The organism is Escherichia sp. 10290, from assembly GCF_030295155.1.
Taxonomy (GTDB): domain Bacteria; phylum Pseudomonadota; class Gammaproteobacteria; order Enterobacterales; family Enterobacteriaceae; genus Escherichia; species Escherichia coli_F.
The window spans coordinates 1,647,764-1,669,701 of the sequence record NZ_AP025741.1 but is presented as its reverse complement, the minus strand read 5'-3'; the positions used below and the strand labels follow the sequence as shown (position 1 = coordinate 1,669,701).

At 47.9% G+C, this 21,938-nt stretch carries 24 protein-coding genes and 1 pseudogene; 15 read left to right on the top strand and 10 right to left on the bottom strand.

Annotation, left to right across the window (positions count from 1 at the left end):
* Positions 1-11 precede the first annotated feature (11 nt).
* From trpB to QUE74_RS08330, 5 genes are all read left to right on the top strand, one after another.
* Positions 12-1,205 carry a tryptophan synthase subunit beta gene (gene trpB / locus QUE74_RS08350; RefSeq protein WP_000209509.1) on the top strand — a complete coding sequence of 398 codons (1,194 nt, stop codon included), beginning with the start codon at positions 12-14 and terminating at the stop codon, positions 1,203-1,205.
* Positions 1,205-2,011, top strand: coding sequence for a tryptophan synthase subunit alpha (trpA, locus tag QUE74_RS08345; protein ID WP_000443045.1), 807 nt, complete (start codon positions 1,205-1,207; stop codon positions 2,009-2,011). Before trpB ends, trpA begins: the two co-directional genes overlap by 1 nt.
* Positions 2,012-2,391: 380 nt before the next feature.
* Positions 2,392-2,571, top strand: coding sequence for a con-10 family general stress protein (locus tag QUE74_RS08340; protein ID WP_000807647.1), 180 nt, complete (start codon positions 2,392-2,394; stop codon positions 2,569-2,571).
* A gap of 92 nt (positions 2,572-2,663) precedes the next feature.
* The gene (locus QUE74_RS08335; RefSeq protein WP_001056439.1) at positions 2,664-3,164 is read left to right on the top strand and encodes a YciE/YciF ferroxidase family protein; all 501 of its coding nucleotides are present in this window, start codon (positions 2,664-2,666) and stop codon (positions 3,162-3,164) included.
* Positions 3,165-3,209: 45 nt separating this feature from the next.
* Entirely contained in the window at positions 3,210-3,716 is a 507-nt protein-coding gene (locus tag QUE74_RS08330) for a ferritin-like domain-containing protein (RefSeq protein WP_001079517.1), read from the top strand.
* A 59-nt stretch (positions 3,717-3,775) separates the two neighbouring features.
* Here QUE74_RS08330 and ompW read toward each other — a convergent pair whose 3' ends face one another.
* The gene (gene ompW / locus QUE74_RS08325) at positions 3,776-4,414 is read right to left on the bottom strand and encodes an outer membrane protein OmpW (RefSeq protein WP_000737226.1); all 639 of its coding nucleotides are present in this window, start codon (positions 4,412-4,414) and stop codon (positions 3,776-3,778) included.
* Positions 4,415-4,651: 237 nt separating this feature from the next.
* On the opposite strand from ompW, the pseudogene QUE74_RS08320 reads away from it, so the two are divergent.
* From QUE74_RS08320 to yciA, 4 genes and pseudogenes are all read left to right on the top strand, one after another.
* Positions 4,652-4,741, top strand: a pseudogene (locus tag QUE74_RS08320) (YkgJ family cysteine cluster protein); the annotation flags it as partial.
* Between the two features lie 27 nt (positions 4,742-4,768).
* Positions 4,769-5,512, top strand: a complete 744-nt coding sequence (locus QUE74_RS08315; protein ID WP_000028542.1) for a YciC family protein — start codon at positions 4,769-4,771, stop codon at positions 5,510-5,512.
* Between the two features lie 29 nt (positions 5,513-5,541).
* Positions 5,542-6,081: a septation protein A gene (locus QUE74_RS08310; RefSeq protein ID WP_000808667.1), complete on the top strand. Its 540-nt coding sequence runs from the start codon at positions 5,542-5,544 to the stop codon at positions 6,079-6,081.
* Positions 6,082-6,185: 104 nt separating this feature from the next.
* Positions 6,186-6,584: an acyl-CoA thioester hydrolase YciA gene (gene yciA / locus QUE74_RS08305; protein WP_000108160.1), complete on the top strand. Its 399-nt coding sequence runs from the start codon at positions 6,186-6,188 to the stop codon at positions 6,582-6,584.
* 39 nt (positions 6,585-6,623) lie between these two features.
* On the opposite strand, the gene tonB is transcribed toward yciA, so the two are convergent.
* Positions 6,624-7,343, bottom strand: coding sequence for a TonB system transport protein TonB (tonB, locus tag QUE74_RS08300; RefSeq protein WP_000171276.1), 720 nt, complete (start codon positions 7,341-7,343; stop codon positions 6,624-6,626).
* A gap of 223 nt (positions 7,344-7,566) precedes the next feature.
* On the opposite strand from tonB, the gene QUE74_RS08295 reads away from it, so the two are divergent.
* Positions 7,567-7,863, top strand: a complete 297-nt coding sequence (locus tag QUE74_RS08295) for a YciI family protein (protein ID WP_000967595.1) — start codon at positions 7,567-7,569, stop codon at positions 7,861-7,863.
* 300 nt (positions 7,864-8,163) lie between these two features.
* Entirely contained in the window at positions 8,164-9,417 is a 1,254-nt protein-coding gene (gene kch / locus QUE74_RS08290; RefSeq protein ID WP_001363916.1) for a voltage-gated potassium channel protein, read from the top strand.
* A gap of 54 nt (positions 9,418-9,471) precedes the next feature.
* On the opposite strand, the gene QUE74_RS08285 is transcribed toward kch, so the two are convergent.
* Complete coding sequence (locus tag QUE74_RS08285; RefSeq protein ID WP_001309467.1) at positions 9,472-9,645, bottom strand: YciY family protein; 174 nt, start codon at positions 9,643-9,645, stop codon at positions 9,472-9,474.
* Positions 9,646-9,787: 142 nt separating this feature from the next.
* Between QUE74_RS08285 and cls the strand changes: the two genes are divergently transcribed.
* Together cls and QUE74_RS08275 are read left to right on the top strand one after the other, a co-directional pair.
* The gene (cls, locus tag QUE74_RS08280; protein WP_000214516.1) at positions 9,788-11,248 is read left to right on the top strand and encodes a cardiolipin synthase; all 1,461 of its coding nucleotides are present in this window, start codon (positions 9,788-9,790) and stop codon (positions 11,246-11,248) included.
* A 34-nt stretch (positions 11,249-11,282) separates the two neighbouring features.
* Complete coding sequence (locus tag QUE74_RS08275) at positions 11,283-11,612, top strand: HI1450 family dsDNA-mimic protein (RefSeq protein WP_000366958.1); 330 nt, start codon at positions 11,283-11,285, stop codon at positions 11,610-11,612.
* A gap of 52 nt (positions 11,613-11,664) precedes the next feature.
* Here the strand turns inward: QUE74_RS08275 and oppF are convergent, their stop codons facing one another.
* From oppF to oppA, 5 genes are all read right to left on the bottom strand, one after another.
* The gene (gene oppF, locus QUE74_RS08270; RefSeq protein ID WP_000994905.1) at positions 11,665-12,669 is read right to left on the bottom strand and encodes a murein tripeptide/oligopeptide ABC transporter ATP-binding protein OppF; all 1,005 of its coding nucleotides are present in this window, start codon (positions 12,667-12,669) and stop codon (positions 11,665-11,667) included.
* A complete protein-coding gene (gene oppD, locus QUE74_RS08265; RefSeq protein WP_000110962.1) occupies positions 12,666-13,679 on the bottom strand; it encodes a murein tripeptide/oligopeptide ABC transporter ATP-binding protein OppD in 1,014 nt (337 codons plus the stop codon). The genes oppF and oppD overlap by 4 nt, the downstream gene beginning before the upstream one ends.
* 11 nt (positions 13,680-13,690) lie before the next feature.
* On the bottom strand, positions 13,691-14,599 hold the full coding sequence (gene oppC, locus QUE74_RS08260) for an oligopeptide ABC transporter permease OppC (protein WP_000979659.1): 909 nt from the start codon (positions 14,597-14,599) through the stop codon (positions 13,691-13,693).
* 14 nt (positions 14,600-14,613) lie between these two features.
* On the bottom strand, positions 14,614-15,534 hold the full coding sequence (oppB, locus tag QUE74_RS08255; protein ID WP_000911112.1) for an oligopeptide ABC transporter permease OppB: 921 nt from the start codon (positions 15,532-15,534) through the stop codon (positions 14,614-14,616).
* An 85-nt stretch (positions 15,535-15,619) separates the two neighbouring features.
* Positions 15,620-17,251 carry an oligopeptide ABC transporter substrate-binding protein OppA gene (oppA, locus tag QUE74_RS08250; RefSeq protein ID WP_001317786.1) on the bottom strand — a complete coding sequence of 544 codons (1,632 nt, stop codon included), beginning with the start codon at positions 17,249-17,251 and terminating at the stop codon, positions 15,620-15,622.
* A 417-nt stretch (positions 17,252-17,668) separates the two neighbouring features.
* On the opposite strand from oppA, the gene QUE74_RS08245 reads away from it, so the two are divergent.
* Entirely contained in the window at positions 17,669-17,830 is a 162-nt protein-coding gene (locus tag QUE74_RS08245; protein WP_000021855.1) for a hypothetical protein, read from the top strand.
* A 162-nt stretch (positions 17,831-17,992) separates the two neighbouring features.
* Here the strand turns inward: QUE74_RS08245 and ychE (QUE74_RS08240) are convergent, their stop codons facing one another.
* Positions 17,993-18,640, bottom strand: coding sequence for an NAAT family transporter YchE (gene ychE, locus QUE74_RS08240; protein ID WP_000616773.1), 648 nt, complete (start codon positions 18,638-18,640; stop codon positions 17,993-17,995).
* Between the two features lie 30 nt (positions 18,641-18,670).
* Positions 18,671-18,724 (bottom strand): protein YchT, encoded by a 54-nt coding sequence (ychE, locus tag QUE74_RS08235; protein ID WP_211180492.1) that lies wholly within the window; start codon positions 18,722-18,724, stop codon positions 18,671-18,673.
* 392 nt (positions 18,725-19,116) lie between these two features.
* Here ychE (QUE74_RS08235) and adhE point away from each other — a divergent pair, with 392 nt between their 5' ends.
* Entirely contained in the window at positions 19,117-21,792 is a 2,676-nt protein-coding gene (adhE, locus tag QUE74_RS08230) for a bifunctional acetaldehyde-CoA/alcohol dehydrogenase (protein ID WP_000301634.1), read from the top strand.
* The last annotated feature ends 146 nt before the right edge of the window (positions 21,793-21,938 follow it).

Here is a 21,938-nt window from a genome sequence, read left to right as displayed (position 1 = left end):
GGAAAGGAACAATGACAACATTACTTAACCCGTATTTTGGTGAGTTTGGCGGCATGTACGTGCCACAAATCCTGATGCCTGCTCTGCGCCAGCTGGAAGAAGCTTTTGTCAGCGCGCAAAAAGATCCTGAATTTCAGGCCCAGTTCAACGACCTGCTGAAAAACTATGCCGGGCGCCCAACCGCGCTGACCAAATGTCAGAACATTACAGCCGGGACGAACACCACACTGTATCTGAAGCGTGAAGATTTACTGCACGGCGGCGCGCATAAAACTAACCAGGTTCTGGGCCAGGCTTTGCTGGCGAAGCGGATGGGTAAAACCGAAATCATTGCCGAAACCGGTGCAGGTCAGCATGGCGTGGCTTCTGCGCTTGCAAGCGCCCTGCTCGGCCTGAAATGCCGTATTTATATGGGTGCCAAAGACGTTGAACGCCAGTCGCCTAACGTTTTTCGTATGCGTTTGATGGGTGCGGAAGTGATCCCGGTGCATAGCGGTTCCGCGACGCTGAAAGATGCCTGTAATGAGGCGCTACGCGACTGGTCCGGCAGTTATGAAACCGCGCACTATATGCTGGGCACTGCAGCTGGCCCGCATCCTTACCCGACCATTGTGCGTGAGTTTCAGCGGATGATTGGCGAAGAAACGAAAGCGCAGATTCTGGAAAGAGAAGGTCGTCTGCCGGATGCCGTTATTGCTTGTGTTGGCGGCGGTTCGAATGCCATCGGCATGTTTGCTGATTTCATCAACGAAACCGACGTCGGGCTGATCGGCGTGGAGCCTGGTGGTCACGGTATCGAAACTGGCGAGCACGGCGCACCGTTAAAACATGGTCGCGTGGGCATCTATTTCGGTATGAAAGCGCCAATGATGCAAACCGAAGACGGGCAGATTGAAGAATCTTACTCGATTTCTGCCGGACTGGATTTCCCGTCAGTCGGCCCGCAACACGCTTATCTCAACAGCATTGGACGCGCTGATTATGTGTCAATCACCGATGATGAAGCTCTGGAGGCCTTCAAAACGCTGTGCCTGCACGAAGGGATTATCCCGGCGCTGGAATCCTCACATGCGCTGGCCCATGCGCTGAAAATGATGCGCGAAAACCCGGAAAAAGAGCAGCTACTGGTGGTTAACCTTTCCGGTCGCGGCGATAAAGACATCTTCACCGTTCACGATATTTTGAAAGCACGAGGGGAAATCTGATGGAACGCTACGAATCTCTGTTTGCCCAACTGAAGGAGCGCAAAGAAGGCGCATTCGTTCCTTTCGTCACCCTCGGTGATCCGGGCATTGAGCAGTCGCTGAAAATTATCGATACGTTAATTGAAGCCGGTGCTGACGCGCTGGAGTTAGGTATCCCCTTCTCCGACCCACTGGCAGATGGCCCGACGATTCAAAACGCCACACTGCGTGCCTTTGCGGCAGGTGTGACCCCGGCGCACTGCTTTGAGATGCTGGCACTCATTCGCCAGAAGTACCCGACCATTCCGATCGGCCTTTTGATGTATGCCAACCTGGTGTTTAACAAAGGCATTGATGAGTTTTATGCCGAGTGCGAGAAAGTCGGCGTCGATTCGGTGCTGGTTGCCGATGTGCCCGTGGAAGAGTCTGCGCCCTTCCGCCAGGCCGCGTTGCGCCATAACGTCGCACCTATCTTCATCTGCCCGCCGAATGCTGATGATGATTTACTGCGCCAGATTGCCTCTTACGGTCGTGGTTACACCTATTTATTGTCGCGTGCGGGTGTGACCGGAGCTGAAAACCGTGCCGCGTTACCTCTCAATCATCTGGTTGCGAAGCTGAAAGAGTACAACGCTGCGCCTCCATTGCAAGGATTTGGTATTTCCGCCCCGGATCAGGTAAAAGCAGCGATTGATGCAGGAGCGGCGGGCGCGATTTCTGGTTCGGCAATTGTTAAAATCATCGAGCAACATATTAATGAGCCAGAGAAAATGCTGGCGGTACTGAAAGCTTTTGTACAACCGATGAAAGCAGCGACGCGCAGTTAATCCCACAGCCGCCAGTTCCGCTGGCGGCATTTTAACTATCTTTAATGAAGCAGGAAAAATCCTAAATTCATTTATTATTTATCTTTTTACCGTTTCGCTTACCCCTGACGTACGTTAACTTACGTCATTTTTCCGCCCAAAAGTAATATAATCAAACAAATTAATCCCGCAACAAAACACTACTAAAATCAATAATTTTCTCTAACCCACTTATTTCTTGGGTATTTATGAATATATCGAAACTCTTTTTCAAAATATATTTTTCACATTCCTTCTCACTTTGCTCAATTTGACTAATTCTCATTACCGACTAATTTTAATGAGTGTCGACACACAACACTCATATTAATGAAACAATGCAACGCAACGGGAGAAATAACATGGCCGAACATCGTGGTGGTTCAGGAAATTTCGCCGAAGATCGTGAGAAGGCATCCGACGCAGGCCGTAAAGGCGGTCAACACAGCGGCGGTAATTTTAAAAATGATCCGCAACGCGCATCCGAAGCGGGTAAAAAAGGCGGTCAGCACAGCGGTGGAAATAAATCAGGAAAATCCTGATCCGCCGTTAATTATTAATATCAGCTGACGTTGATAAAGATAATTGCCTCTGCGGGCCGTATGGCTCGCAGTGATTTCACTGGAGTAAAAATATGAATATGAAGTCCATTGAAGATGTATTTATTCACCTGCTTTCAGACACCTACAGTGCAGAAAAACAATTAACACGGGCACTGGCAAAACTCGCCAGAGCAACATCAAACGAAAAATTAAGTCAGGCTTTTCATGCGCACCTCGAGGAAACTCATGGACAGATTGAACGTATTGATCAAGTTGTGGAATCTGAACCGAATCTGAAAATTAAGCGCATGAAATGTGTGGCAATGGAAGGTCTCATTGAAGAAGCTAATGAGGTCATCGAAAGCACCGAGAAAAACGAAGTGCGTGATGCCGCACTGATTGCCGCGGCACAGAAAGTCGAGCACTATGAGATCGCCAGTTACGGGACCTTAGCGACGCTGGCTGAACAATTAGGTTATCGTAAAGCAGCGAAGCTTCTGAAAGAAACCCTGGAAGAAGAAAAGGCCACCGACATCAAATTGACTGATCTGGCCCTTAATAACGTAAATAAGAAAGCAGAAAATAAAGCCTGAAATATGAACTTTAACTTTTAGTCATTTTATAAAGAGGACATTTTCATGAATCGTATTGAACATTATCATGACTGGTTACGTGACGCCCACGCAATGGAAAAGCAAGCAGAATCTATGCTTGAATCCATGGCCAGCCGCATAGATAATTATCCTGAGCTACGCGCTCGTATTGAACAACATGTTAGTGAAACCAAAAACCAGATTGTACAACTGGAAACTATTCTTGATCGTAATGACATTTCACGCTCAGTCATTAAAGATTCTATGAGTAAAATGGCTGCACTTGGGCAGTCAATCGGTGGTATATTCCCTTCTGATGAAATAGTCAAAGGCTCTATTAGCGGATATGTCTTCGAGCAATTTGAAATCGCCTGTTACACCTCACTATTAGCAGCAGCAAAAAATGCCGGTGATACAGCTTCAATTCCAACCATCGAAGCGATTTTAAATGAGGAAAAAGAAATGGCCGAGTGGCTGATTCAGCATATTCCGCAAACAACTGAGAAATTTTTAATACGCTCTGAAACTGATGGCGTAGAAGCGAAGAAATAATACCCTTTATACCATGTCCTTATTGACCCCGTATATTACGGGGTCGTTTTTATGCGGAATTAAAAACGATATCCTGCTGAGAACATAAACACCCACGGATCGAGGCGTACGCTATCGTGTTGCTGTGCACCGCCCAGTTTATAATTGGCGGTGGTGTCAATATCCATGTACCACACTGACATATTCACCAACCAGTCACGGTTAATCAGATAATCAACCCCCACCTGCCCGGCAGCTCCCCAGGAATCTTTCAGACTGAGATCGGAAAGCCCCGCCTCTTTGCCATGATCGTTAAATCCATTATCAAAGAAGGTGGTGTAGTTAATACCTGCCCCAACGTAAGGACGGAATTTGCTGCTGGCATCACCAAAATACCACTGCGCCATCAGTGTTGGCGGCAGATGATGAACGGTTGCAATATCACCGGTCGCCCGGGTACCGATTTTATGGCGGAACGGCGTAGCTGCCAGTAATTCCACACCAATATTGTCGGTCGCCATATAAGTAAACGTCAGGCCCAGTTGAGTGTTATTGGTTACGCTAAATCCACCCAGACTTCCTAATGTACCACCAGCACCTTCTGTTGGACGTACAGTTGCAGAACCTGCACGCATAAAAAATTCGCCTGCTTCATGCGCAAAGGCACTGCCAGAGAGAAGAGTTGTTACTGCCAAAGCCGCCACTGTTAACTTTTTCATATCCGCTCCGTCGTTATGGTTATAAAAACGTGACGAATATACCCACATTGGAGTAACAAATGATCCTACACAGATCACATTATATATGATAATTCACCCTTTATTGATCTGGATTAATTTAGAAGTTGCACTGTGAATCCTGGTTAATGTGATTTAAATCAATTCCTATATATTTCACTACGCAAACATTAACTCGCTCGCCACTTGCTGCGGTTTGCCCATAGCTTAGACCCGCAATTACCTCCGCTTTACAAAGATATGCTTTTCCATACAAGACCTGATGCTGCCACCCGAGGCTTAACCAGGGTACAATTGCCCGCTAATTAACACCTGCATAAAACTCAAGGAGAGTGCATGTCTATCACGGCGCAGTCCGTATACCGTGACACCGGAAATTTCTTCCGTAATCAATTTATGACCATTCTGTTGGTATCGTTGCTATGTGCGTTTATCACAGTGGTGTTAGGGCATGTTTTCTCACCCAGTGATGCACAGCTTGCACAGCTCAATGACGGCGTGCCCGTTAGCGGCAGTAGTGGGTTGTTCGACCTGGTTCAGAATATGTCACCTGAACAGCAACAAATTTTGCTGCAGGCTTCAGCGGCGTCCACTTTTTCAGGATTAATCGGTAACGCCATTCTCGCCGGAGGCGTAATATTAATTATCCAACTGGTGTCTGCGGGTCAGAGAGTCAGTGCGCTTCGAGCTATTGGTGCCAGTGCGCCGATATTGCCAAAGTTATTTATTCTGATTTTTCTGACTACCCTTTTAGTACAGATTGGCATCATGCTGGTGGTCGTTCCGGGAATTATCATGGCCATTTTACTGGCTCTGGCACCGGTGATGTTGGTACAGGACAAAATGGGCATTTTTGCCTCGATGCGTAGCAGTATGCGGCTGACATGGGCGAATATGCGTCTGGTGGCACCCGCAGTACTGAGCTGGTTGCTGGCAAAAACACTATTGCTACTTTTTGCCTCTTCTTTTGCCGCATTAACCCCGGAAATTGGTGCCGTACTGGCGAACACTTTGAGCAACATGATTTCAGCCGTACTGCTCATCTATCTGTTCCGCCTGTATATGTTGATTCGCCAATAACCTTAAGCATTTGATTACGGAATCGTAAAATGAAGCAGTTTCTTGATTTTTTACCGCTGGTTGTCTTTTTCGCGTTTTACAAGATTTATGACATCTATGCGGCTACTGCGGCGCTGATCGTCGCCACGGCGATTGTGCTTATATATAGCTGGGTTCGCTTTCGTAAGGTTGAGAAGATGGCCCTGATCACTTTTGTTCTGGTGGTCGTCTTCGGTGGCTTGACGCTGTTCTTCCACAATGATGAGTTTATTAAATGGAAGGTTACTGTCATTTATGCCCTGTTTGCAGGTGCCCTGTTAGTCAGCCAATGGGTGATGAAAAAGCCGCTAATTCAGCGGATGCTGGGTAAAGAACTCACGCTGCCGCAACCGGTATGGTCGAAGCTGAATCTGGCCTGGGCTGTTTTCTTTATCCTTTGCGGTCTGGCAAACATCTACATCGCATTCTGGCTGCCGCAAAATATTTGGGTCAACTTTAAAGTGTTTGGCCTGACCGCTCTTACCTTAATCTTCACATTGTTAAGCGGTATCTATATCTACCGCCACATGCCGCAGGAAGATAAATCCTAACCAGACTGCCAGTCCTTCGGGGCTGGCACTGTATCTCCTCTGTTCTCCTCAGGAAAATCATAGTAGCATCGCGCCTGTGATTTTCCTTTTAAGTCGGTTTTACCATGTCTACAACACATAACGTCCCTCAGGGCGATCTTGTTTTACGTACTTTAGCCATGCCCGCCGATACCAATGCCAATGGTGACATCTTTGGTGGTTGGTTAATGTCACAAATGGATATTGGCGGCGCTATTCTGGCGAAAGAAATTGCGCACGGTCGCGTAGTGACCGTGCGGGTTGAAGGAATGACTTTCTTACGACCGGTTGCGGTCGGCGATGTGGTGTGCTGCTATGCACGCTGTGTCCAGAAAGGGACGACATCGGTCAGCATTAATATTGAAGTGTGGGTGAAAAAAGTCGCGTCTGAACCCATCGGGCAACGCTATAAAGCGACAGAAGCATTATTTAAGTATGTCGCGGTTGATCCTGAAGGAAAACCTCGCGCCTTACCTGTTGAGTAATAGTCAAAAGCCTCCGGTCGGAGGCTTTTGACTTTCTGCTTACTGAATTTCGGTGGTGCCGTTAATTTTAAACAGGATATTCACCACAATCCCACTGCCTGGCTTACCCGGCTCATAACGCCATCTGCGCATCGCATTTTTCACCTCACGCTCAAACATGTTCGCAGGCTTGGCTGAGAGGATTTGCACGTTATCCACGCGACCATCCGGCGTGACATCAAATTTAACTTTAACCTGCCCTTCAATGCGCAATGCCTGTGCTCGTGCCGGATACTGCGGCTGATTGCGACTTAATGCGCGTGGTCCTGAAGCCACACTTGTAACCGGCTTGCTGGTTGCAGCCGTCGCCGTACTTGATGTCGGGCGCGCGGGTGCCGTATTTTCAAACGGTGATGCCGGACGCGACTCTACGGGTTTGACATCGCGTTTTGGCTGCTCCTGTACCTTTTTCACCGGCTTCGGTTTTGGCTTAGGTTTCGGCTTAGGCTTTTCAATGACCACCGGTGCTTCTTTTGGCGGTTCAGGGATCGGCTCAGGTTCCGGTTCTGGCTCTACCACCGGCTCCGGTGGCGGCTGAACGGCTTGTGGCGGTTCGAGATCCGCAGGCGCAACCATCGTGACAGAAATTGGCTGCGCAGGCGCAGGTAGTTCAATAACCTGATGTACCGAGGTATAGAGCAGACCCGCCACAACAGCACCATGAATGCAGACCGAAAGTAACGTCGGCCAGGGGAAGCGGCGAGGTAAATCAAGGGTCATTGAAGTCATAATCATTTCAGCAGAAAAACCAGGCCTCGATTTTAAATGCAAATAGCAATCATATTCAATAAGGCAAGACGATCAGGATCAGTGAAAATGTCATTTTTGGCGTAATTGACCTTACTTTATGCATGGTCTTAACAAAGACATCATCTTTCCGTTGCAGATCTTCGCCCTTTCAAATAACGTACTTTACAACTTTCCCGAACAAGGAGTTGTGCCCGTGTTGTATGTTATTTACGCTCAAGACAAAGCTGATAGCCTCGAAAAACGCCTTTCCGTTCGTCCGGCACATTTAGCACGTTTACAGTTACTGCATGATGAAGGTCGATTGTTGACCGCCGGTCCAATGCCAGCAGTAGACAGTAACGATCCAGGGGCTGCGGGATTTACTGGCTCAACCGTTATTGCTGAATTTGAATCGCTGGAAGCAGCTCAGGCCTGGGCCGATGCTGACCCGTACGTGGCGGCAGGAGTCTATGAACACGTTTCAGTGAAACCATTTAAGAAAGTGTTCTGAATAGAGATTCAATATTTAAGGGCACGGTTTTAGCAACCGTGTTCTAGTTTGGCCTTTCCTTATAGGTCTGTCAGTGCATTCACCCCCACAAGCAGATAATAACTTTATCTGTATTTCTTTATATGATGTGAGCATATTCAGGAAAAATGCCCTTTCCTGACGCAGAGTTGCTCACTCAAAACCTTTGATTACTTCAGATAAAGTCATCTACTATTGTTTAACACATTCACGTGCTGCATGTATGTTCAGAAAATGTGCACGTTGAGATAATTAAACAAAATTGTGGTTACAGAGGTATCAGTGAGTCACTGGACTACATTCAAACAAACAGCAACAAATTTATGGGTGACCCTACGGCACGACATTCTCGCGCTGGCCGTCTTTTTAAATGGATTGCTTATTTTTAAAACAATCTATGGTATGTCGGTCAATTTGCTTGATATTTTCCATATCAAAGCCTTTTCAGAGTTAGATCTCTCCTTGCTGGCAAATGCCCCACTCTTTATGCTCGGCGTCTTTCTTGTCCTGAACTCCATTGGCTTACTGTTCCGGGCAAAGCTCGCATGGGCAATCAGTATCATTTTGTTGTTGATAGCGCTAATTTACACCCTGCATTTTTATCCCTGGCTGAAATTTAGTATTGGATTTTGCATTTTTACGCTGGTGTTTTTGCTGATACTGCGCAAAGACTTCTCCCACAGTAGCGCCGCAGCCGGGACAATTTTCGCATTTATTAGTTTCACGACGTTACTGTTTTACTCCACCTACGGTGCGCTTTATTTAAGCGAAGGTTTTAATCCGCGAATAGAAAGTTTGATGACCGCGTTCTATTTTTCGATAGAAACCATGTCAACCGTCGGCTATGGCGATATTGTCCCTGTTTCTGAATCAGCACGATTGTTCACTATTTCGGTCATTATTTCCGGCATTACCGTTTTTGCCACCTCCATGACTTCAATTTTTGGTCCGCTTATCCGCGGGGGATTCAACAAACTTGTAAAAGGAAAAAATCATACAATGCATCGTAAAGATCATTTTATTGTTTGCGGGCATTCGATTCTCGCCATCAATACGATTCTGCAACTGAATCAACGCGGACAAAATGTAACGGTTATCAGCAACTTGCCTGAAGATGATATCAAGCAACTTGAGCAACGCTTAGGTGATAACGCTGATGTTATCCCCGGTGACAGTAATGACAGTTCAGTATTAAAGAAAGCAGGAATCGATCGATGCCGGGCCATTCTGGCGCTGAGTGATAACGATGCTGATAACGCGTTTGTTGTACTATCGGCAAAAGATATGAGCAGTGATGTCAAAACAGTTCTCGCCGTCAGTGATAGCAAAAACCTGAATAAGATTAAGATGGTACATCCGGATATCATTCTCTCGCCGCAACTGTTTGGCAGCGAAATTCTGGCACGAGTTTTAAATGGTGAAGAGATTAATAATGATATGCTCGTTTCAATGTTGTTGAACTCCGGTCATGGTATTTTCAGCGATAACGATGAACAAGAAACGAAAACTGACAGCAAAGAATCGGCGCAAAAATAGAGTTTGAAGACGAAAGGGCAAACTTATTGGGCACCGCAATGGTGCCCAGAACATTTAGATATTGTAGATCGCAAACAATAACGAGTTACGCTGTTTGTTTAGAATGCACTTCCTGATGCTGTGGATACGCATATTTCGGCGCGACTGCCCCTCAAGCCAACGCGATTTACGTCGGCTAGCCTGACGCTGCATGCGCCAGCGCCCCACTTCCGTTCTACTCCGCTTCATGTTAACTACTCTATGCAATAACAGAATGGTCATTATACCCCCGACCCCGACGCTGACCAGTGCTTTTCCCGCGTTTTTATTTGCCAGATGAATCCATATGCGTAAACTCATAACAATGCGCTTTCAAAAGGATTTCTAATCTATGACAACCGTTTATACGTTGGTGAGTTGGTTGGCCATTCTGGGATACTGGTTGCTCATTGCAGGCGTAACTTTACGCATTCTAATGAAACGACGCGCAGTTCCCTCCGCGATGGCCTGGCTGTTGATCATTTACATTCTGCCCTTAGTCGGAATTATTGCCTATCTTGCCGTTGGCGAGCTCCATTTAGGCAAACGCCGCGCTGAGCGCGCCAGAGCGATGTGGCCTTCCACCGCAAAATGGCTTAACGACCTTAAAGCCTGTAAGCATATCTTCGCCGAAGAAAACAGCAGTGTCGCAGCGCCATTATTCAAGCTCTGTGAACGTCGTCAGGGTATCGCTGGGGTTAAAGGGAATCAGCTACAACTGATGACCGAGTCAGATGATGTGATGCAGGCGTTAATCCGCGACATCCAGCTCGCTCGCCATAATATCGAGATGGTGTTTTATATCTGGCAGCCCGGCGGCATGGCGGACCAGGTGGCTGAATCATTAATGGCCGCTGCGCGACGCGGCATTCATTGCCGATTGATGCTTGACTCCGCCGGCAGTGTGGCTTTTTTCCGCAGCCCGTGGCCCGAGCTAATGCGTAATGCCGGTATTGAAGTGGTCGAAGCCTTAAAGGTCAATCTGATGCGTGTGTTTTTACGCCGTATGGATCTGCGCCAACATCGCAAGATGATCATGATCGATAATTACATCGCGTACACCGGCAGCATGAATATGGTCGACCCTCGCTACTTCAAACAGGATGCGGGTGTAGGGCAATGGATTGATCTGATGGCGCGTATGGAAGGTCCCATCGCCACCGCGATGGGGATTATATATTCCTGCGACTGGGAGATTGAAACCGGGAAACGTATTCTGCCGCCACCACCAGATGTCAATATTATGCCGTTTGAGCAGGCCAGCGGTCACACCATTCACACAATTGCTTCTGGCCCCGGCTTTCCGGAAGATCTCATTCACCAGGCATTACTGACTGCGGCTTATTCAGCACGTGAATATTTGATCATGACGACGCCCTACTTTGTGCCCAGCGATGATTTACTTCATGCGATTTGCACGGCGGCGCAGCGCGGGGTGGATGTCAGTATTATCCTTCCGCGAAAAAATGATTCAATGCTGGTTGGCTGGGCCAGTCGCGCGTTCTTTACGGAACTGCTGGCTGCTGGTGTTAAAATTTATCAGTTTGAAGGCGGGTTATTGCATACCAAGAGCGTGCTGGTCGATGGCGAATTAAGTCTGGTTGGTACCGTTAACCTTGATATGCGTAGTCTGTGGCTGAATTTCGAGATTACCCTGGCAATCGACGATAAAGGGTTTGGTGCTGACCTCGCCGCCGTTCAGGACGATTATATTTCGCGTTCTCGTCTGCTCGATGCCCGTTTATGGCTAAAACGCCCATTATGGCAACGTGTCGCCGAGCGACTGTTTTACTTCTTCAGCCCGTTGCTGTAAAACGTCGCCAACAGAGGTTAAACAGGTAGTGACTATGGATATGGATCTAAACAATCGCCTGACTGAAGATGAAACGCTTGAGCAGGCCTACGATATTTTTCTCGAACTGGCTGCCGACAATCTCGATCCAGCTGATGTTCTGCTGTTCAATCTTCAGTTTGAAGAGCGCGGCGGCGCGGAGTTATTCGATCCGGCAGAAGACTGGCAGGAACATGTTGATTTCGATTTGAACCCGGACTTTTTTGCCGAAGTGGTGATTGGTCTGGCAGACAGTGAAGATGGTGAAATCAACGATATTTTCGCGCGAATTCTGTTATGCCGCGAAAAAGATCACAAACTGTGCCATATCATCTGGCGGGAATAAATAATCGCTTTTGCCATGAAAAAGGGCTGACAACTGTCAGCCCTTATTTTGTTTAAAGCGGATCGACTTTCAGGCAAGACACGGCGTGTCTGAAACTCCCCTCCAGCACAGGACGTGTTTTGGCACACTCTGGACCGGCAATCGGGCAACGGGTACGGAAAACACAACCGGAAGGCGGGTTGATCGGCGACGGTAATTCCCCTTCCAGTAACTGGATAGTTTTGTTCTTCTCCAGATCCGGATCAGGTATGGGGACTGCCGACATCAATGCCCTGGTGTAAGGATGTAGCGGATTGTGGTAGACCTCATCATAGGTCCCCAGTTCTACCGCATGGCCGAGATACATCACCAGCACACGATCGGAAATGTGTTTTACCACGGCCAGGTCGTGAGCGATAAAAATTAATGACAATCCCATCTCGCGTTGCAGCTGCTGGAGCAGGTTGACCACCTGCGCCTGAATTGACACGTCCAGCGCCGACACCGGCTCATCACAGATAATCAGCTTCGGTTCAAGAATAAGAGCACGAGCAATCCCGATACGCTGGCACTGCCCACCAGAGAACTCATGCGGATAGCGGTTAATCAGGTTAGGCAATAACCCGACTTTCAGCATCATCGCCTTCACGCGCTCGCGAACTTCCTGGCGTGACATTTTCGGATGATAAGTACGCAGTGGTTCAGCGATGATCTCGCCGATGGTCATACGCGGGTTAAGCGATGCCAATGGATCCTGGAAAATCATCTGAATATCACTGCGAACGGCACGCCATTCATCGGGCTTCATGCCCAGCAACTCTTTACCTAACCAGGCAACATGACCGTCGGTCGCTTTAACCAGGCCAATGATGGCGCGAGCAAAGGTGGACTTACCGCATCCCGACTCCCCTACCACACCTAATGTTTCCCCTTCATACAGGCGAAGAGTTACACCATCTACGGCTTTGAGCGTTTTCGGCGGTTGCCAGAACCACTGTTTGCCATCTTTGATTTCAAAGTGCACTTTCAGATCGGCGATTTCGAGGAGGACTTTTCTTCCTTCGGTTACAGCATTCATAACAGTTCCTCCACCGGTTTAAAGCAAGCACGCAGACGGCCAGGCGTAAACTCTTCCAGCGGCGGTGCGCTACTACAAATTTCCATCGCATGCGGACAACGTGGCTGGAACGGGCAACCTTTCGGTAATCGCAACAGGTTTGGCGGATTACCCGGGATGGTCAACATTGTTTCACCTTCCGCATCGAGACGCGGCACCGCGTTGAGTAAACCGATAGAATAAGGATGAACGGGTTGATAAAAGACATCGCGCGCGTTGCCATATTCCATCGTGCGCCCGGCGTACATTACCAGCACTTTGTCGCAGATCCCTGCCACCACGCCAAGATCGTGGGTGATCATAATGATGGCGGTATTAAATTCCCGCTTCAGTTCATTCAATAGCGTCATGATCTGCGCCTGTACGGTGACGTCCAACGCAGTAGTGGGTTCATCAGCAATCAGCAGCTTAGGTCGACATAGCAATGCCATCGCAATCATGACTCTTTGACGCATGCCGCCAGAAAATTCATGCGGAAACATCTTCATGCGTTTACGCGCTTCCGGCATTTTTACCGCATCGAGCATCCGCACCGACTCTTCAAACGCCTCAGATTTGCTCATGTTCTTATGCAACATCAGCACTTCCATCAACTGCTCACCGACGCGCATATAGGGATTCAACGAAGTCATCGGATCCTGAAAAATCATTGAGATTTGTTCAGCACGCAGTCTATTGAGTTCACGCTCTGGCAAATTGAGGATTTCACGCCCATTGAAGGTTGCCGATCCGCCAATACGTCCGTTGGCAGCCAGCAGGCCCATCAACGCAAATGCAGTTTGCGATTTACCCGAACCAGACTCACCTACAATGCCCAGCGTTTCTCCGGCACGTAGGGAAAAATTCAAATCATTGACCGCCGTGACGTCGCCGTCCGGGGTACTAAAGGTGACACGCAAATCTTTCACGTTCAGCAGTGCGTCAGCCTGTTGTTGTGCGAGCGGCACAGTTGCAGTTTCAATTACGCTCATGGCTGCACTCCTTAACGATCTTTCGGGTCGAGGGCATCACGCAAGCCATCGCCGATAAAGTTGAAACAAAATAGCGTCACCACGAGGAATCCCGCTGGGAACAACAGTAACCATGGAGAGACTTCCATCGAGTTCGCGCCATCACTCAGCAATGCGCCCCAGCTGCTTAACGGCTCTTGCGTCCCCAACCCCAGGAAGCTAAGGAAAGATTCAAAGAGGATCATGCTGGGCACCAATAGCGATGCGTAGACCACCACCACACCGAGAACGTTCGGTACAATGTGGCGAATAACAATGCCCGGCGTCGATACACCGCCAACTTGTGCCGCCTCAATAAACTCTTTACGCTTCAGACTCAGGGTTTGCCCACGCACAATACGAGCCATATCCAGCCAGGAAACCATGCCAATCGCCACGAAAATCAGCAGGATGTTTTGACCGAAAAAGGTCACCAGCAAAATGACGAAGAACATGAATGGGAAGGAGTTGAGGATTTCCAGCAGACGCATCATTACCGAATCCACTTTACCGCCCAGATAACCGGAAAGCGAACCATAAAGTGTCCCCACGACCACTGCCACCAGTGCCGCAGCAACACCGACCATGAGTGAGATACGCCCGCCAATCGCAACACGCACAAGCAGGTCGCGACCGGATGAGTCAGTACCAAAGTAGTGACCGGACTCCATATCTGGGGCGCTGGACATCATCGCCCAGTCAGTATCGTCATAGGCAAACTGCGAAAGCATCGGTGCCAGGATTACAAATAACGCGATTAGCACCAGCACTATCAGACTGGCAACCGCCGCACGGTTATGCATAAAACGTCGACGTGCGTCCTGCCACAAGCTGCGCCCTTCGACCTCCAGCTTTTCACTGAAATTTTCCAGCGTCTCGCTGTTTTTCTTACTTAACATCATCGCGAGCTCCAGTATCAGTAACGGATTTTCGGGTCGATAACCGCATATAGCACATCGACAATGGCATTAAACAAAATGGTTAACGCGCCAACCAGAATGGTCAGACTTAACACTAAGGAATAGTCACGATTCAATGCGCCATTAACGAACAATTGCCCAATCCCCGGTAAACCATAAATGGTTTCGATGACCATAGAACCGGTAATAATGCCGACAAATGCAGGGCCCATATAGGAGAGCACGGGTAACAGAGCAGGTTTTAATGCGTGGCGTAAAATGATCCGCCGCATAGGTAACCCTTTCGCCCGGGCAGTACGTATAAAGTTGGAGTGTAATACTTCAATCATAGAGCCACGGGTAATACGCGCAATACTGGCGATATAGGCGAGTGACAACGCCACCATTGGCAGTATCATGAATTTAAGCGCACCACCATTCCAGCCACCGCCCGGCAGCCAATGCAAAATGATCGCAAATATCATGACTAATAATGGCGCAACCACAAAACTGGGGATAACAACCCCGGTCATTGCCAGCCCCATCACGGTATAGTCCCATTTGGTGTTTTGTTTTAATGCGGCAATAACGCCAGCACTAACACCCAGTATTACCGCAAGGAAAAATGCTGCGGCTCCCAGTTTGGCAGAAACGGGAAAACTGGATGCAACCAGGTCGTTGACCGAATAATCTTTATATTTAAACGATGGACCGAAATCGCCATGCGCCAGTTGTTTCAGGTAGCTGAAATACTGTGTCATGATCGGATCATTAAGATGATATTTCGCTTCGATATTGGCCATCACTTCTGGCGGTAAAGTACGTTCGCCGGTAAAAGGGCTTCCCGGCGCGAGGCGCATCATGAAGAACGAAATAGTAATAAGAATAAATAGCGTCGGAATCGCTTCCAGACAGCGACGTAGAATAAATTTTAACATTGCCCTACCTTCTGGCCTGTGCCTTCTGTAATGCGATAAAAATCAGACACCGTGGAGCAGGACACTCCTGCCCCACGTATTGCCATTAGTGCTTCACAATGTACATATTCCGGGTGTAGGTATTATCCAGCGGATCTTTGCCGGTATAGCCACCAACCCACGGTTTCACCAGACGCGCATTCACGTAGTAATAAACAGGAACAATGGCCGAATCCTTATCCAGCTGTTGTTCTGCTTTAGTGTACAGAGCTGTGCGCTGCGCCTCGTCAGTCGCTTTCAGCGTTTCCGCCATAATGCTGTCAAAGGCCGGGCTCTTATAATGCGCGGTATTCATCGAGCTGTTCGACAGCATGGTGTTCAGGAAGGAAGTTGGTTCGTTGTAGTCTGCACACCAGCCTGCACGGGCCACATCAAAAGTGCCCTGGTGACGGGTGTCGAGGAACGTTTTCCACTCCTGGTTAACCAGTTTGACGTTTACACCAATGTTTTTCTTCCACAATGAAGAGGCAGCAATCGCCAGCTTTTTATGCAGATCGGAGGTGTTATACAACAGGTTGATGGTCAACGGTTTGTCTGCGGTATAACCCGCTTCAGCCAGCAGTTTTTTCGCTTCTTCGTTACGTTTTTCCTGGCTCCAGCCAAACCATTCCGGCTGAGTCAATTTTGCGCCATCAGTATACGGTGGAGTGTAACCATAGGCGGGCATGTCGCCCTGCGCTTTCACTTTATTAACAATGATATCGCGGTCCATACCCAGTTTCAGTGCGGTACGCACACGTACATCGTTGAATGGCGGTTTCTGGTTGTTAATTTCGTAATAATAAGTGCACAGGTATGGATCAACGTGAACTTCGTCCGGGATCTCTTTTTTCAGCTTCTGGAACAATTCGATCGGCATGTTGTTATAAGTCATGTCGATTTCACCACTACGGTAGCGGTTGACATCGGTAACTTCAGAAGCAATAGGCAAATAGGTTACCTGGTTAATAACGGTTTTCGCGTTGTTCCAGTAGGTTGGGCTGCGTTCAAGAACGATTCGTTCGTTTACGACCCAATCTTTTAAGGTATAGGCACCGTTGGTGATGATATTACCAGGCTGGGTCCATTTTTCGCCGAATTTCTCGATAGCGGCTTTTGGCACCGGTGAAGTTGATGGGTGAACAAGTAATTTATAGAAGTACGGAACAGGTTCACTTAAGGTGACTTCTAATGTGTGATCATCAATAGCTTTCACGCCGAGATCGGTAATCGGTTTTTTCCCTTCAAGAATTTCATCAATACCGGCGATATGCCCATATTGCAGATAACTGGCATACGGAGAAGCGGTGTTTGGATCAACAGAACGTTGCCAGCTATACACAAAGTCTTGTGCTGTGACTGGCGTGCCATCAGACCATTTCGCATCTTTACGCAAATGGAAGGTCCAGACTTTCGCGTCTTTATTATCCCAGGATTCAGCGACGCCAGGTGCCGGATGACCGTCAAGATCGCTGACCAGTAAGCCTTCAAACAGGTCTCGGCTGATATTAGACTCCGGAACACCTTCAATTTTATGCGGATCTAATGACTGAACTTCTGAACCATTGTTACGTACCAGCGTTTGTTTTTCCGCCAGTGTGACGCCTGCGGGTACATCAGCTGCCAGCGCGACATTCCCTGCCATAAGCGCAGCCAGAACGCCAGCTGCTACTAAACTTCTCTTGGTGATGTTGGTCATTGTTTTTTGGACTCCCTCATTATAATTACTGGTATTAACCAGCATGTGTAATCCCGGATTGGGACCCTGCACAGGCTCGGAGACTTTCTGCTGTCAGGTTACTTTATCGTTACGGATTGCTATCACCGACTTTATTTATTCTGGTGATTCAGACGATCACCTTATGTCGATTCGTACTGTGTCTCCCCTGTCGAGACACATTATTCTTTTGCGACGCTCTTTAATTGTTAATTATTCTCATTACCAATAAAAATCGCCTGGCGGTTGGTCGGAAAGTACCAAATGCGCTTCTTACTCGCCAATACATTTTGCAAAATTGTTAAGCAATTCTCTTTTATTGACAGTGTCAGAATCTACAGCGCGCGTCCATGCTTTAACAAACATCTTTCAATTCAATCAAATAGAGAACTGTTAAGCATGTCTATCTTTTCTGGCTATAGATTAAGTCGTGAAATACACAATAATTTAACAAACGATTATTATTTAGCACTTTCCTCTACCAAAGGCAGTGGAATTACTAATATCATTTCAATTATTCTTCAGCAAGCCCAGGATTATGATGTGGCGAAAATAACATGATGGTGAGGCGAAGCAGTTAAGGAAATCCTTATAACTAACTGTAATTTCAGAGGAATATTCTTACCTATTCCTTTTGCCTTTGCTTTTGATAACTGCGCGGGAACAAAGTAAAAATAATGACGAAAAAACGGAGCATGTCAGCTCCGTTTCATTTGAAAGGAATTAATTAAGCAGGCCGGGGAAAATCCCCTTAATACCAGTAACGATAAATTCAATCCCCAACGCCATCAGCAATAGCCCCATAATACGCGTAATCACGTTGATGCCGGTCTGGCGTAAAACCCGTACCAGCCACGGTGCCATGCGGAACAATCCCCAGCAGCATAAAGCAAACAATGCAATAGCCACAAAGAAACCAAATAGATAGCTAATACTGTGATAACGCGTACCCCAGACGATGGTGGAACTAATCGCCCCTGGCCCCGCCATCAACGGCAACGCCAACGGCACCACACCAATGCTTTCACGTACCGCGGTTTCTGATTTTTCTTGCTTGTTCTGTTTATCCTCGCCAAGCTTGCCGCTGATCATCGACATCGCTATTGTCACCACCAGGATGCCACCGGCGATACGGAATGAATCAATTGATATACCAAAAAGTTGCAGAATCGTGTCGCCGAGAAAAAGCGAGATCCACAAGATAATGGCCACAGACAGGTTGGCTGTAAGGTTCGTTTTGTTTCGCGCTGCCGCTGTCTGATAACTGGTCATGCTGATAAAGACGGGAATAATCCCTACCGGGTTGACCAGCGCAAATAACCCGATGAAAAATTTGAAGTAAACGGGAAAATCAAAAAGGGTCTGAATCACGGTTAGCTCCGAAGCAAAAGCCGGATAATGTTAGCCATAAATAAGGTTAAAAAGACGCGCTGACAATACGCCTTTTGACAGCATTTTTCACCTCCTAACTACTTAAAATTGCTATCATTCGTTATTGTTATCTAGTTGTGCAAAACATGATAATGTAGCCAACAAATCATACTACAATTTATTAACTGTTAGCTATAATGGCGAAAAGCCATGCTGAAAGGTGTCAGCTTTGCAAAAATTTGATTTGGATCACGTAATCAGTACCCAGAAGTGAGTAATCTTGCTTACGCCACCTGGAAGTGACGCATTAGAGATAATAACTCTAATGTTTAAACTCTTTTAGTAAATCACAGTGAGTGTGAGCGCGAGTAAGCTTTTGATTTTCATCGGTTAAGCAAATCATCACCGCACTGACTATACTCTCGTATTCGAGCAGATGATTTACTAAAAAAGTTTAACATTATCAGGAGAGCATTATGGCTGTTACTAATGTCGCTGAACTTAACGCACTCGTAGAGCGTGTAAAAAAAGCCCAGCGTGAATATGCCAGTTTCACTCAAGAGCAAGTAGACAAAATCTTCCGCGCCGCCGCTCTGGCTGCTGCAGATGCTCGAATCCCACTCGCGAAAATGGCCGTTGCCGAATCCGGCATGGGTATCGTCGAAGATAAAGTGATCAAAAACCACTTTGCTTCTGAATATATCTACAACGCCTATAAAGATGAAAAAACCTGTGGTGTTCTGTCTGAAGACGACACTTTTGGTACCATCACTATCGCTGAACCAATCGGTATTATTTGCGGTATCGTTCCGACTACTAACCCGACTTCAACGGCTATCTTCAAATCGCTGATCAGCTTGAAGACCCGTAACGCCATTATCTTCTCCCCGCACCCGCGTGCTAAAGATGCAACCAACAAAGCTGCAGATATTGTTCTGCAGGCTGCTATCGCTGCTGGTGCGCCGAAAGACCTGATTGGCTGGATCGATCAACCTTCTGTTGAACTGTCTAACGCGCTGATGCACCACCCAGACATCAACCTGATCCTCGCGACCGGTGGTCCGGGTATGGTTAAAGCCGCATACAGCTCCGGTAAACCAGCTATCGGCGTAGGCGCGGGTAACACTCCAGTCGTTATCGATGAAACTGCTGATATCAAACGTGCAGTTGCATCTGTACTGATGTCTAAAACCTTCGACAACGGCGTAATCTGTGCTTCTGAACAATCTGTTGTTGTAGTTGACTCTGTTTATGACGCGGTACGTGAGCGTTTCGCTACCCACGGCGGTTACATACTGCAGGGCAAAGAGCTGAAAGCAGTTCAGGATGTTATCCTGAAAAACGGTGCGCTGAACGCGGCTATCGTTGGTCAGCCAGCCTATAAAATTGCTGAACTGGCAGGCTTCTCTGTACCAGAAAACACCAAGATTCTGATCGGTGAAGTGACCGTTGTTGATGAAAGCGAACCGTTCGCACATGAAAAACTGTCCCCAACTCTGGCAATGTACCGCGCTAAAGATTTCGAAGACGCGGTAGAAAAAGCAGAGAAACTGGTTGCTATGGGCGGCATCGGTCATACCTCTTGCCTGTACACTGACCAGGATAACCAACCGGCTCGCGTTGCCTACTTCGGTCAGAAAATGAAAACGGCCCGTATTCTGATCAACACCCCGGCGTCTCAGGGTGGTATCGGTGACCTGTATAACTTCAAACTCGCACCTTCCCTGACTCTGGGTTGTGGTTCCTGGGGTGGTAACTCCATCTCTGAAAACGTTGGTCCGAAACACCTGATCAACAAGAAAACCGTTGCTAAGCGAGCTGAAAACATGTTGTGGCACAAACTTCCGAAATCTATCTACTTCCGCCGTGGCTCTCTGCCAATCGCGCTGGATGAAGTGATTACTGATGGCCACAAACGTGCGCTCATCGTGACTGACCGCTTCCTGTTCAACAATGGTTATGCTGATCAGATCACTTCCGTACTGAAAGCAGCAGGCGTTGAAACTGAAGTCTTCTTCGAAGTAGAAGCTGACCCGACCCTGAGCATCGTTCGTAAAGGTGCAGAACTGGCAAACTCCTTCAAACCAGACGTGATTATCGCGCTGGGTGGTGGTTCCCCGATGGATGCCGCGAAGATCATGTGGGTCATGTACGAACATCCGGAAACTCACTTCGAAGAACTGGCGCTGCGCTTTATGGATATCCGTAAACGTATCTACAAGTTCCCGAAAATGGGCGTGAAAGCGAAAATGATCGCTGTCACCACCACTTCTGGTACAGGTTCTGAAGTCACTCCGTTTGCGGTTGTAACTGACGACGCTACTGGTCAGAAATATCCGCTGGCAGACTATGCGCTGACCCCGGATATGGCGATTGTCGATGCCAACCTGGTTATGGACATGCCGAAGTCCCTGTGTGCTTTCGGTGGTCTGGACGCAGTAACTCACGCCATGGAAGCTTATGTTTCTGTACTGGCATCTGAGTTCTCTGATGGTCAGGCTCTGCAGGCACTGAAACTGCTGAAAGAATATCTGCCAGCGTCCTACCACGAAGGATCTAAAAATCCGGTAGCGCGTGAACGTGTTCACAGTGCAGCAACTATCGCGGGTATCGCGTTTGCGAACGCCTTCCTGGGTGTATGTCACTCAATGGCGCACAAACTGGGTTCCCAGTTCCATATTCCGCACGGTCTGGCAAACGCCCTGCTGATTTGTAACGTTATTCGCTACAACGCGAATGACAACCCGACCAAGCAGACTGCATTCAGCCAGTATGACCGTCCGCAGGCTCGCCGTCGTTATGCTGAAATTGCTGACCACCTGGGTCTGAGCGCACCGGGCGACCGTACTGCTGCTAAGATCGAGAAACTGCTGGCATGGCTGGAAACGCTGAAAGCTGAACTGGGTATTCCGAAATCTATCCGTGAAGCTGGCGTTCAGGAAGCAGACTTCCTGGCGAATGTGGATAAACTGTCTGAAGATGCATTCGATGACCAGTGCACCGGCGCTAACCCGCGTTACCCACTGATCTCCGAGCTGAAACAGATTCTGCTGGATACCTACTACGGTCGTGATTATGTAGAAGGTGAAACTGCAGCGAAAAAAGAAGCCGCTCCGGCTAAAGCTGAGAAAAAAGCGAAGAAATCCGCTTAATAAGTAGCGCTGTCTGGCAACATAAACGGTCCCTTCTGGGGCCGTTTTTTTGTTTTACCCAAAGCAACTTTCCCATAAACCGACAGCATTTGCCTTCATCATATTTACGGCGATGTATAACGCCTACACACAGCGATATTGTACTT